The sequence below is a fragment of the Ignavibacteria bacterium genome (genome assembly GCA_017302895.1).
Classification (GTDB): domain Bacteria; phylum Bacteroidota; class Ignavibacteria; order Ignavibacteriales; family Ignavibacteriaceae; genus UTCHB3.
In genome coordinates this window covers 468599-481375 of record JAFLBV010000003.1, presented here as the reverse complement: position 1 = coordinate 481375, position 12777 = coordinate 468599, and the positions used below count along the sequence as shown (strand labels likewise).

Genomic DNA, 12777 nt, shown 5'->3' with positions numbered 1-12777 from the left:
TTTGTTTTTTTGAATTCAATATAGGAAAAGTTTTTTAGTTATGAGTGAACTTATCCGGTTCGGTACCTGCAGTTGGAAATATGAATCATGGAAAGGGATAGTTTATCCTGAATTTGGTGAAATTAATTTTTTGGAGGAGTACTCAAAAACTTTTGATTCTGTTGAAGTGGATCAGTGGTTTTGGTCACTTTTTACTCCGGGAAAACCGCCCGCACTTCCGAAATTAAAAGATGCCGAAGAATATGCTGCAGTCACCCCGGACAATTTCAAATTTACCATCAAAGTGCCCAATTCAATTACGCTCACGCACTTTTATCCCAAATATACCGGTGGAAAACCTGAACAAAATCCGTGGTTTCTCTCCGGTGAGCTATGGAATTCATTTGTTGAATCGATTTCACCGCTCCATGGGAAGACGGCCGCTCTGATTTTACAGTTTGAGTATTTGAACAAACAAAAGATGCCGGATCCGAACCTCTTTTTCGGATTATTGGAGAAGTTTTTCAAAGAAGCCGGAAAACGGTTGCCACTTGCGGTTGAAATCAGAAATCCAAATTTCCTTACCCGTGAATTTTTCACTCTCCTTCATGACCTGGAAGCAACTCCTGTTTTCTTGCAGGGCTATTTCATGCCTCCAATATTTGAGATTATCGACAGGTTCAAGGACTTGCTCGGTGAGAGAATCATTATTCGACTCCACGGACCTGACAGATCTGGTATTGAGGAAAAAACAGGGGGCGTATGGGACAGAATTGTTGAACCGAAGGATGTGGAAATTTCACGGTTGACCAGACTTCTCGAAGTATTGAAGGGAATGGATACCGAAGTGTACTTGAATGTGAACAATCATTATGAAGGTTCGGCTCCATTGACAATAAACAGAATCAAGAAAGGATTGGAAGACATCTAATGCACTGGTTTTTTTGGGCTCTGGCTTCTGCCGTTCTTTCAAGTGTCGCTGCAATTACTCAGAAGAAAGCATTGAAGGGGATAAATGCACTCGAGTTTTCATTTCATCTTTCCTGGGTGAATCTGATTTTTTGTATCCCTTTTCTGTTTTTTATCGATTTTACCATGATTACGGGGGAACAAACATGGGTAATGTTTATCAAGACATTTCTTCAGGCTCTTGCTTTTTGGTGTGTTATGCTAAGTCTGAAGAGTCTCGAGATCAGTTCTGCGCTTCCCCTCCTGGCTATGACTCCGGCAACCGTTGCAATCTTTGCGTTTATTTTCATCGGTGAGACATTGACTATCAAAGAGATTCTGGGACTTTCAATGGTTCTTCTGGGTTCCTATTTCCTTGAGATGAAAACGATAAAAGGGGCGGTTGAACCATTCAGGATATTCTTTACAACAAAGAAATATATTTATGTGGCAGCAGCACTCGCGTTTTTTACTGTATCCACGATTCTTGACAAGTACCTGTTAAAAGACCACAAGATGGAGACCTCCACCTTCATGGTGATGCAACACATCTTTTTCCTGTTCGATTTTACTTTATTGATGCTTGTTACCAGGTCCGGTTTCTCCCTGCCCAAAGGTGAGCTGTTGAAACCACTGGTCCTTTTAATCGTTGCAACAGCTGCAATTACAATCGGTTACAGATATACCCAGATCGTTGCCTTCACAATTGCCCCCGTTGCCCTGGTAATCGCAGTGAAGAGATTTTCAGTCTTCTTTGCGAGTGTCGCCGGTGGAAAAATATTCAACGAGGGCGATTTACTCAGGAAAGGTTTTGCCGCTTTTGTTATCGTGGCAGGTACAGTTCTGATGATCTTCAAAAATTGAAAACTTGAAGGCTGAGGTTTGAAAGCTGAAGGCTGAAGGTTGAAGGCTGAAGGATGAGGGCTGAAGGATGAGTGCTTAAGGATGAGGGCTGAGGTTTGAAGTTTGAAGTCTGAAATTATGGTTAATCGGGACCGGCCGAAACTCTTCGTCAGTCCCAATATTCCATAATTCAAACCAATAAATAATCAATCTGCTCTTAATGTTTTAAAATATCCGTGGAATCCGTGTAACTATTCAACTCAACCTCAGACTGATTACAAATTGTCCAAAACGGGGAGTCTCCTGATTCTCCTGCCCGTAGCTGCAAATATCGCATTGGTCAGAGCAGGAGGACATGCACCGATGCCAACTTCACCCACTCCACCCACTTTGAATGTATTTTGAACGATGTGAACTTCGATTTCAGGGGCCTCATCGTATGATATTATGCCGTAGTCATCATAATTTGATTGTTCCACCGCTCCATTTTTAACAGTTATCTTCCCTTTCATTGCAGCCGAAAGCGCAAAGATCACCGCTCCTTCTGTTTGTGCTTTTACTGATTCTGGACTGATCGCGAGTCCGCAGTCGATGGCGACAACAAATTTTAGAATTTTGACATTATTGTTCGTAACGGACACTGTCGCAACCTGAGCACAATAGCTGTCATATCCCTGGAAGAATGCTATCCCCATCCCTTTTTGCTTACCCCAACCCGCCTTTTCCGCTGCGAGTTCGAGAACTGCCCTTTGTCTGCTGCCTTTAGGCATCAGGTCTCTTCTGAAAATGAAAGGATCGATATTTTTCGAATGTGCCAGTTCATCAATGAATGACTCGACTGCAAATGGTACCTGTGAATGATAGACTGCTCTCCAGGCACTCGCTGTGAGAGGTGTTTGAAGAAGTGTACCTGTAATTTTGAAATTTTTAATGCCGTAGGGGAGGTCTTTCGCCCCTTCAGCGAAATCATACTGATCCGGTTTTAGCGGATCCTTGCTCCATTGTGCACGGATGGATTGTCCGACGATGTTGAGGGCAAATACGGGAGCGTTCTTTTCGATTGTACCCGTGAATCTGTACAAACCATACGGGCGATAAACCCCCTGCTTTGTATCGTCTTCTCTTGTCCATGTGAGTTTTACCGGTTTTCCGGTTTTTTTAGCAATTTCAGCAACTTCGATGCCAAAGTCGTTTACGAGCCTTCTTCCAAATCCACCGCCGAGGAAAGTCACATGTACCGTTACATCTTTTTCATCAATTCCGAGAGTGCTTGCGACATCTTTTCTGAGCCGCTGCGGGTTCTGAGTTGGAGCCCACACTTCACATTTGCCATTACTGAAGTGTGCAGTAGCATTCATTGGTTCCATCGGTGAGTGAGAGAGAAACGGTACTTCATAATCGGCAGATATTATTCCGTCTTTTCCCTTCAAAATTGCGTCAGGATCACCTTCCTGTTTTATCAATCCACCCGGTTCAGCGAGCTTACTTTTTGCCTCCTTGCAAAGATCATCAGTATTGAATTTTAGCGTATCCGAGGGTACCCATTCAGCTTTTAGCTTTTCTGCTCCCTTAAAAACCTGCCAGGTTGACTTTCCTGTTATGGCAACACCCGTTGAGATTTCGAATGCATCATATATTCCCGAAAGTGATGCGACAGAGGATTTATCAAAAGCCTTAAGTTTCAGCTTGTAGGCATCAGGTCGTTTTACAGCAGCATAAATCATCCCCGGAAGCCGCACATCTATCCCATAAATTGCCTCACCATACAATTTGGGTGGCGTGTCTTTTCTTGGAGTGCTCTTCCCGATTATTTTGAAATCTTTCGGGTCTTTAAGAGGTACATCTGTCGGAACAGGTAATTTTGATGCCTCAACAGCAAGATCACCGTATGGGAGTTTTGCACCTGTTTTTTTGCTGATTACAAATCCTTTTTCTGCGTAGAGGTTCTCATTTTTTTCTTTCATCAGGATTGTTGCCGCAGAAATAAGCATAATCCGGGCTGTCGCACCTGCTTTTCTTAATGGCTCGTAGCCTTGCCTGATGCTTGTGCTACCGCCGGTTGTTTGATTCCCATAATCAAATCCGGCATCCGCCTGCACAATATTGACGGTCTCCCAGTCAACTTCAAGTTCTTCAGCAACAATCATCGGTAGTGAAGTATAAACTCCTTGCCCCATTTCCGACTTTGCAACGATAATGGTGATCTCACCATTGGAATTAATCTGCAAAAACGGTCCCGGCTTAAAAATCCCTTTTGGGTCGTCACCGAAAATGCCGTTTTCACCCTTGACCAGGGAAGCAGGAAGAAATGTTGCGAGTATAAGCCCGCCACCGGAAATACTTGCAATTTTTATAAAGTCGCGCCTTTTCATATCAGCCCCTCTCTTTCATCAATTCTTCAACGGCAATTTTGATTCTCGGGTAGGTTCCGCACCTGCAAAGTACGCCTGTCAGGGCATTTTCTATTTCCTGAGGTGTTGGTTTGGCTTTGCGGTTTAGAAGTGAAGCTACTGTAAGAATCTGTCCCGGTTGACAATAACCGCATTGGGAGACTTCTTTTTCAATCCATTTTTTGAAGATCGGGTGTGATTTATCTTTCGCAAAACCCTCAATGGTGACTATCTTTTTTTCTCCAACCTGTGAGACAGGAATGGAGCACGATTTCTCAATTTCTCCATCGAGCAAAACCGTGCAAGTGCCACAAAGGCCTTTCCCGCATGAGTATTTGGTTCCGGTCAGTCCAAGTTCATCTCTTAGCACCCAAAGGAGGGGTGTTGAGGCATCAACATCGACCGATACTTCGGTACCGTTAAGTTTAAGTTTGAATTCAGGCATAAATTTTTCTTTTTTGAATTATTTAAAAATTTCAGTCAAAAAGGTTTCCGGTATTCAGAATATTGGAAGGATCAAAATATCTCTTCACTCTTTTCATCTCGGCTATTCCGGACTCCCCGTACATCAGTTTGAGGTATTCTTTTTTGAGCTTACCAATTCCATGTTCTGCTGAGACGGTTCCTCCCGACTCCACGGCTTTTTTGCAAAGTTGAAGATATATCTCTTTCCCCTTGGCAAATTCTTCCTCGTTTTTTGGAAGCATGTTCAGATGAAGGTGGCAGTCACCAAAATGCCCGTAGGCAACATAATCAAGTCCGTTCTCCCTTACCAGATTAACGGAATATTTGTAGTATTCATCGAACTCAGCGACTGGCACGGCTGTATCTGTACCAAGTTTATAAAACCCGTTTTGCGCAATGTACTCGTTCACCTTGTAGGAGATTGCGTGTCTGAACTCTTTTATTTTCGCAGCATCCTGGTCGTCGGCTGCGTACCACGCATCTTCAGGACTCGAGTGATATCTTTCAAGTTTGTTCAACCAGTATGCGGTTACTTCATCGTGCGTATTTTCTGTCGTCTCCACTTCAAACCAGACGCCGGCCTCCATATTTTCAGGTATATTGGGATAATCATTTTTCAGGAAAAGCAGGGCATTTGCATCAAAAAACTCAAGGGCGGAAAGGGACCCACAAGTGTTTGTTACAGGGTCGATCTCCGGATCACTGTTAATTCCTCTCCCTTCGGCTCTGCTTTCAGAAACAAATTGAAGTGCGTCATCGATATTTTTGAAAAATGCAACACACGAAAGGAGTTTTTCGGGAATCGGAAGCGCATTAAGTTTGATTCTCGTAATTACCCCGAGAGTTCCTTCCGAACCTGTAATAAGATCGAGGAGGTCGGCACCCTCTTTGCTGAAGTAGCCGGCTGCATTTTTAACTGCCGGCACTTTTAACCGCGGCGGACGGATGTTAAGTACTTTCCCTTCAAGTGTTTTTGCTGCAAAGACCCCCCTCTTGTCTGTTATGTCTCCTCTTCGCATCCTGATCGTATCTCCATCCGGAAGCATCAAATACACTCCCGCAACATAATTTCTCGTTGGTCCGTACTTGAATGAACGTGCACCGGAGGAATTATTGGCGACAATTCCCCCGACTGTACAAAATGTTTCTGTTGGATCTGCGGGAAAGAAGAAACCTCTCTCTTTCAGGTAAGCCTGCAGATCACTGAGCAGAACTCCGGGATCACAGGTCACAATCATTTTTACTCTGTTGAATTTCCAGATCGTATTCATTCCCACAGTTGAAATAAGAATTCCACCCTGAGGAACGCAGCCGCCAGTAAGTCCGGTTCGACTTCCGGAAATTGTTACTTTGACTTTGTCAGCATTGGACTTTTTGAGGAGCGAATTAAGTTCGTGGTGGTCTTTTGGAAAGAAGACAGTGTCGCAGTCACCCTTGAAATTTGAGGCGTCATGCAACCATTCCTGTATCTCGTCTTTGTGCGAATTGAATTTTACTTTAGTAAACATTTTCTGCCTTCGTTTCTGAACCGATGCTCACACATGTCAACACATGAAACAGGGTTCCGATATTGTCTTTAAAATTCAGGATGTTTAATTGTCAAAGTTAATACTATTTGAAATCTCTGCAATTATTTTATTAACTTTCTTAATCAATTCTTTAATTATTCAGACATCATGAAAAAGTCGATTTTATTTCTATTGTTTCTTATTTCCGTGACAAATGCCCAGTCTTTCAGATTTAAAAGACCGGTGAAAGACAATATTCAAACCAATGGTTCCTACCTTTACGGCGAACCGAGATACGGGAATAATTCACTTGCACACCTTGGTATCGACATTGCTGCACGATATGATACTGTCTTCGCCGCTGCAGATGGAGTCATAACTTTCGTCGGGTATAACCCAAATGACACCACAGGCGGCTATGAACCGGGTGGCGGAGGGAACTACATTACCCACCGCGCCACATGGAACAATAAAACCGTTTACATGCTCTATATGCATCTTCAAAGACCGCTTGTGACATCCGGGGCAACCGTTTTACAAGGTGACCCGATTGCAATTTCGGGAAATACGGGTAATTCCACAGGACCCCACCTCCACTTCGAAATAAGAATGAATACTGCCACCTATGCCACCCCGGGTTCAAGAAGGAACGCCGAATTGTGGGCCGGTATGACCGGGATGGGAGCGATTTACGGCAGGGTACCAAATGCTCCGAACAGCACCCGTGTCGATATTTCTCCCGACCCAAAGCCGAGACCTCCTTACACAACTTACGGATACTCCCTCACTTACAACTTTGGCGACCCCTATGTAGGAAGTGATGATATCTATAACGAAAACTACGCCATTGGCGATGTGAAGCCAGGCATTTATACCATCACAGCTCTTGGAGGGGCTTATTCCCGGGTGGTAACAGTTGGTGCGGGACAGGTCGTAAGTGCCGATCCACCTTCAGATATTAGTGATGAAATCGTGCTGCCTAATGAGCTTGCTTTGTCACAAAATTTTCCAAATCCGTTTAATCCTGAAACGGTTATCAACTTCTCCTTGCCGGCTGAGTTATTTGTATCCGGGAAGGTATTCGATGTTTCCGGTCGGGAGATATCCACTCTTGTTTCCGATAAGTTATCCGCAGGTAATCATTCTGTCCGCTTTAATGGTGAATCTCTCCCGTCAGGCATTTATCTGTTCCGCCTTGTCGCCGGTGAAACGGTAAAAAGCATTAAAATGGTTTTGATGAAGTGAGAGAAGGCTGAATTTCGAGGGCTGAATTTCGAAGGCTGAGGGATGAAGGTTGAGGGCTGAAGTTCGAAGGCTGAGGGATGAAATTTGAAAAGTTACCCTCATAGTCTCTTTTTTCAACAAAAACCTGCTTTTTTTTGAGAAATCGTTTGTTCATATGATGAGAATTTAAGAACTTTAAGTTCCCACTTTTTCATTTATTAACAAGACAGGTCTCCCATGAAGAGAATCTTTATCTTCTTCTTTTTAGTCGTCCCATTTGTCGTTGCACAGGGTTTAAGTTTGAACCCGTGGAAAGACTTTAACCGAAACAGTCTGCCTGCCGGTTTGGACAAACAGATTACTGTAGAAAAGTACAGACTTTTGGAACTGAACAAAGAGTCAGTTTCACAATTCCTGGCTACTGCTCCCCCCGAATTTTCGTATACCGCCGGGAAAGTGCCGGTTCTTGAACTCCCGTTGCCAAACGGAAGTTTCTCCAAATTTGAAATTTATTATTCTCCCGTTATGGAACCTGTTCTTGCGGAAAAATATCCTGAAATAAGAACTTATCTCGCAAAATCTATCGATAATTATTCGTATTCTGCAAGACTTGACCTTACTCCTCACGGGTTTCATGCCCAGATTTTCACTTCTGAAGGTACAGTTTTCATTGATCCTTATGCAAAAGGAAATTCAATTTTCCACATTTCATATTTCAGAAAAGATTTCTCTCCTTCACAGGACAAACTGTTAAAAAGTGTCTGTCTCGTAAATGAAGAATCCCCTGCCCCACCTTCAGGTGCAAGACTTGCTGCCGGAACCCTCAGGACCTATCGTCTTGCCATGGCAGCCACCGGTGAGTATACTGCTTTCCATGGCGGAACTGTTGCTCTCGCAATGGCAGCTATCGTTACTTCCGTGAACAGAGTAAATCAGGTTTACGAACGCGATTTTAGTGTTAGAATGATTCTTATCGCCAATAACAATCTGCTAGTATACACCAATGCTTCAACCGATCCATACACAAATAGCAATGGTTCGACGATGCTTGGCCAAAACATCACGAATATTAATACCGTAATCGGATCAGCAAATTACGATATTGGACATGTGTTCAGCACAGGTGGCGGTGGTGTCGCTTACCTGGCAAGCGTTTGTGGTTCGAGTAAAGCAGGCGGTGTAACCGGTGGACCTGCTCCCGTTGGTGATCCTTTTGACATAGATTATGTAGCTCATGAAATGGGACACCAGTTCGGTGCAAACCATACACAAAACAACAACTGCCAGAGAAATGCTTCAACAGCATTTGAACCCGGAAGTGCCGCGACTATCATGGGTTACGCAGGTATCTGTCCTCCTGATCTTCAGAACAACTCCGATGACTACTTCCACAGTGGAAGCATGGCTGAAATCTCAAGTTTTATTGCCGGATCGGGTAACAACTGTGCGGTTTCTGTTTCAAACGGAAATGAAAAACCTGTTATCACTTCATTCCCGACAGGTGGATTTACCATTCCGATAAACACACCTTTCAAACTTACCGGCGCTGCCTCTGATGTTGATAATACAACTCTTACCTATTGCTGGGAAGAATACGATGTAGGTCCGTCGACACATCCAAACACTCCTTCGGGAAATGCACCAATTTTTAGAAGTTTCGACCCTGTAGTCAGTGGTACCCGCTGGTTCCCAAAAAGAGCTGATGTTTACAGTGGTACACAGGTTCTCGGCGAGATTCTTCCTTCTTACGCAAGAAACCTGAAGTTCAGGTTGATCGTTAGAGACAACAATCCCGGTGCCGGAAATTATGCATTCCAGGAAATGACATTTGCTGTTGCCGGTTCTGCTCCATTTAAGGTTACATATCCGAACACTAATGTTTCGATACCTGCCCTCTCTCCTGTAACTGTTACATGGGATGTTGCAAGCACCAACACAGCACCGGTTAACTGTCAGAATGTTAATATCAAAGTGACAACCGATGGCGGAAACACTTTCACCAATGTCGCCGGCCCCGTGCCAAACAATGGTGCTGCTCTTGTAACTCTGCCAAATATCCAGACAACAACTGCAAGAATTTATATCGAGGCTGCTGACAATATCTTCTATGATGTTTCCAATGCAAATTTCTCAATCACTCAACCTGTCCCTGTCGAACTTGCGGCTTTCTCTGCAACCGCCGACAACGGAACTGTGGTTCTTGACTGGACAACTGCAACCGAAACTAACAACAAAGGTTTTGAGATTGAGAGAAAATCCGGCAACGGTGAGTTTGTAAATATTGGTTTTGTTTCAGGAAACGGGACAACCACCAAAATTTCAAACTACTCATTCAGCGACAGACCTGCTGCCGCAGGAAGTTATATCTATCGTCTGAAACAGATTGATTTCGACGGTTCTATCTCTTTCTCGAATGAAGTGAATGCCGACATTTCGAATCCTGACGCATTCTCTTTATCACAGAATTACCCAAATCCGTTCAACCCTTCAACTTCGATTACCTTCAGCCTGCCTGAAGCTTCGAATGTCAGAATTACAGTTTATGATGTGGTTGGTAATAAAGTGGCAGAACTTGTGAATGGCAATTTTGCAACAGGCTGGCACAAAGCGGACTTCGATGCTTCGAAAATGAACAGTGGAATTTATCTTTATACAATCACAGCGCAGTCAGTTAACGGGAAAAGCTTTAGCGCAACCCGCAAAATGATGCTGCTGAAATAAAAATTAAGTCAGAGGGATGACGGCTGAAGGCTGAATTCCTGAAGAAATAAAAGCTTTAAGAGCACACAGAGAATCTTCTTTGTGTGCTCTTTTTATTTTATCTCTTACTCAGTTCGACACACTGTAATCTTTGCACGCCTCGGCTATCGCCACCTCCGCCAAATCCGATGGAATCAGCCCTTTCATTGTCACTTCCTTTGGGTCTCCATAATCAAACTTTTTGAAGTTGTCTGCGATTATAATTCCGTCCTCGTCTATGAACTTCACAAATTTCTGATTCATGTTCGGGGTCAGGAAGACCATGCAGACAGGCAATAATTCATTATCTGTCCCGATTACTGATGCGACTCCGCTTCCAAGGGGTTGTGCTCTGCCGGCATCTATCATATTGTTTTTCAAGTGATGATGCTGCCGGACAACGAGTTTTGATGCCTCCTTCGTGAGTTTTGTTTCGATCACAGCAAGCTTGATGTCATTGTTCGATTTGGCAAATGGTTTTTCCCTCAGCCACAATTCGGAGAGATTTACATTTTTTTCGAGTATTATGTAATAATCGGTCGAGTCGACTTTGTGGAGTGAAATGATTATCGATTCCTGGGCATACAGAGGGGTAAAAAGTAAAAGCGAAAGGAAAAACGGAATTGATCTGAACTTATTCATGATATGTCTCCGGTTTATTTCGAGTATCTTTTAAAACACTGGACACTCGTCACACGCAAACATAACCATTTCCCTGATTAAAGTCAAGATAGCGAAAGTATCAATTTCCTGTTCATATAGTTAAGCGATATAAAAAAACCCGGCTGTTAACCGGGTCTTAATATCTACTGTCTGATTCTGAGGTGAAGTTCCTTCAACTGGTCGTCCGAGACAAGTGACGGGTTGTCATCCATTAGCGATATGGCGTTTGCAGTTTTGGGGAAGGCGATCACCTCGCGGATAGATTTCTCACCGCAGAAGATCATGCACAAGCGGTCGAAACCAAATGCGATTCCACCATGAGGTGGTGCACCATACTGGAACGCCCCCATAAGGAAGCCAAATTTTTCTTTTGCATCTTCGTCAGTGAAGCCCAGAGTTTTGAACATCTTTGCCTGCAACTCCGAATCATGGATTCTTATGCTGCCGCCGGCAATCTCATTACCGTTGAGAACCAGATCATAAGCCTGTGCTCTCACAGCCGCAGGATCGGTATCCATTACCGCCACATCTTCCATGTTGGGGGAAGTGAAGGGGTGATGCATTGCGTAATATCTGTTGGTCTCTTCATCCCACTCGAACAGAGGGAAATCCTTAACCCAAAGAAGTTTTGGCTCTGATTCTGCAGTGACGAGATTCAACCTGCGTGACATCTCCAGACGAAGGTTGCCCATAAGTCCGAGAGTTTTGTATTTCTTGCCGCTGAGAATAAGGATGAGATCGCCCGGTTTGGCACCGAGTTCACTTACCATTGCCTCTTTTTCGGCATCCGTAAAGAACTTCATTGTCGGAGATTCGAGTCCGTCTTCCTTTACACGAATCCAGATCAGACCGCCTGCGCCCTGTTTCTTGATGAAGTCAGTAAGCACATCAAGCTGATTTCTGGTGTAGTCACCGCATCCGGGAGCAACAAGTCCGGTGATAATTCCTTTTGACTCAATGGTATCCTTAAAAACTCTGAATTCCGTGCCTGCGAAGACTCCATTCAGGGTTTTCATTTCAAGGTCGAAACGAAGATCAGGCTTATCGGAGCCGTATCTTGTCATAGCTTCTTCATAGGTAAGTCTTGGGATCGGGGTTTCAAGTTCTCTGCCCCAGATTTCCTTGTATAGCACTTTCATCAATCTTTCGAATGTTTCGAATACAAAATTTTGATTGATGAACGACATTTCAACATCTATCTGAGTAAACTCAAGCTGACGATCGGCTCTCAAGTCTTCATCTCTGAAACACTTTACGATCTGAAAATATCTGTCGTAACCTGCAACCATGAGAATCTGTTTGTACTGCTGAGGCGACTGAGGAAGAGCATAAAACTTCCCTTTGTGCAGACGGCTCGGAACAAGGAAATCCCTCGCCCCTTCCGGGGTTGATTTCATAAGTATCGGTGTTTCCACTTCCACAAAACTGTTTTCATCAAAGAATTTGCGTGTTACCTGATACATTTTGTGGCGAACAAGCATGTTTTTCTGCATGGCAGGCCGGCGAAGATCGAGATAACGATACTTCAACCTCAATTCCTCATGAACATCAATGTCGTCTTCAACCGGAAATGGAGGTGTCTTCGCTCTGTTCAGAATCAGGAGGTTGTCAACCATTACATCAACGAAACCTGTTGGAAGTGCAGCGTTCTCTGTTCCTTCAGGTCTCTTGCGAATGGTTCCCTCTATCGAGATCACATATTCCGATCTTAATTCTTTTGCGTGTGCATGTGCATCAGCGTTGAAAGTATGATCAAATACAACCTGGGTTATTCCGTATCGATCCCGCAGATCAATAAAGATTACTCCACCGAGGTCTCTTCTAACAGCCACCCAGCCGTTCAAAACTACTTTCTCGCCTATATTGCTCTCCCGAAGCTCTCCGCAATTGTGTGTTCTTAACTTAAATTCCATCGGATATCGTTTACTCTTCTTTATTTCAAAAAAACTTGACTTTAAATTTACTTAATAATGAATTGATGTGAAAACATAAATTCGAGACCTGCTAGATGCTGCTCA

General features: G+C 43.7%; 9 protein-coding genes. 4 read left to right on the top strand and 5 right to left on the bottom strand.

Going from position 1 to position 12777, the window contains the following annotated elements; all coding sequences use genetic code 11:
- The first annotated feature begins 40 nt into the window (after nt 1-40).
- Together J0L60_14230 and J0L60_14225 are read left to right on the top strand one after the other, a co-directional pair.
- On the top strand, nt 41-910 hold the full coding sequence (locus J0L60_14230) for a DUF72 domain-containing protein (protein ID MBN8547287.1): 870 nt from the start codon (nt 41-43) through the stop codon (nt 908-910).
- Complete coding sequence (locus tag J0L60_14225) at nt 910-1791, top strand: EamA family transporter (GenBank protein ID MBN8547286.1); 882 nt, start codon at nt 910-912, stop codon at nt 1789-1791. The genes J0L60_14230 and J0L60_14225 overlap by 1 nt, the downstream gene beginning before the upstream one ends.
- Before the next feature lie 254 nt (nt 1792-2045).
- Here J0L60_14225 and J0L60_14220 read toward each other — a convergent pair whose 3' ends face one another.
- The 3 genes from J0L60_14220 to J0L60_14210 are packed head-to-tail and all read right to left on the bottom strand — an operon-like array spanning nt 2046 to nt 6133.
- The gene (locus J0L60_14220; protein ID MBN8547285.1) at nt 2046-4142 is read right to left on the bottom strand and encodes a xanthine dehydrogenase family protein molybdopterin-binding subunit; all 2097 of its coding nucleotides are present in this window, start codon (nt 4140-4142) and stop codon (nt 2046-2048) included.
- A gap of 1 nt (nt 4143) precedes the next feature.
- On the bottom strand, nt 4144-4605 hold the full coding sequence (locus J0L60_14215; protein ID MBN8547284.1) for a (2Fe-2S)-binding protein: 462 nt from the start codon (nt 4603-4605) through the stop codon (nt 4144-4146).
- 31 nt (nt 4606-4636) lie between these two features.
- A complete protein-coding gene (locus J0L60_14210) occupies nt 4637-6133 on the bottom strand; it encodes an FAD-binding oxidoreductase (GenBank protein ID MBN8547283.1) in 1497 nt (498 codons plus the stop codon).
- 168 nt (nt 6134-6301) lie between these two features.
- On the opposite strand from J0L60_14210, the gene J0L60_14205 reads away from it, so the two are divergent.
- Nucleotides 6302-7378, top strand: coding sequence for a peptidoglycan DD-metalloendopeptidase family protein (locus J0L60_14205; GenBank protein ID MBN8547282.1), 1077 nt, complete (start codon nt 6302-6304; stop codon nt 7376-7378).
- A 216-nt stretch (nt 7379-7594) separates the two neighbouring features.
- Nucleotides 7595-10078, top strand: coding sequence for a T9SS type A sorting domain-containing protein (locus J0L60_14200; protein MBN8547281.1), 2484 nt, complete (start codon nt 7595-7597; stop codon nt 10076-10078).
- A 108-nt stretch (nt 10079-10186) separates the two neighbouring features.
- Here the strand turns inward: J0L60_14200 and J0L60_14195 are convergent, their stop codons facing one another.
- Both J0L60_14195 and aspS read right to left on the bottom strand, forming a co-directional pair.
- Nucleotides 10187-10738, bottom strand: coding sequence for a hypothetical protein (locus tag J0L60_14195; GenBank protein ID MBN8547280.1), 552 nt, complete (start codon nt 10736-10738; stop codon nt 10187-10189).
- A 164-nt stretch (nt 10739-10902) separates the two neighbouring features.
- The gene (gene aspS / locus J0L60_14190) at nt 10903-12672 is read right to left on the bottom strand and encodes an aspartate--tRNA ligase (GenBank protein ID MBN8547279.1); all 1770 of its coding nucleotides are present in this window, start codon (nt 12670-12672) and stop codon (nt 10903-10905) included.
- Nucleotides 12673-12777 lie beyond the last annotated feature (105 nt).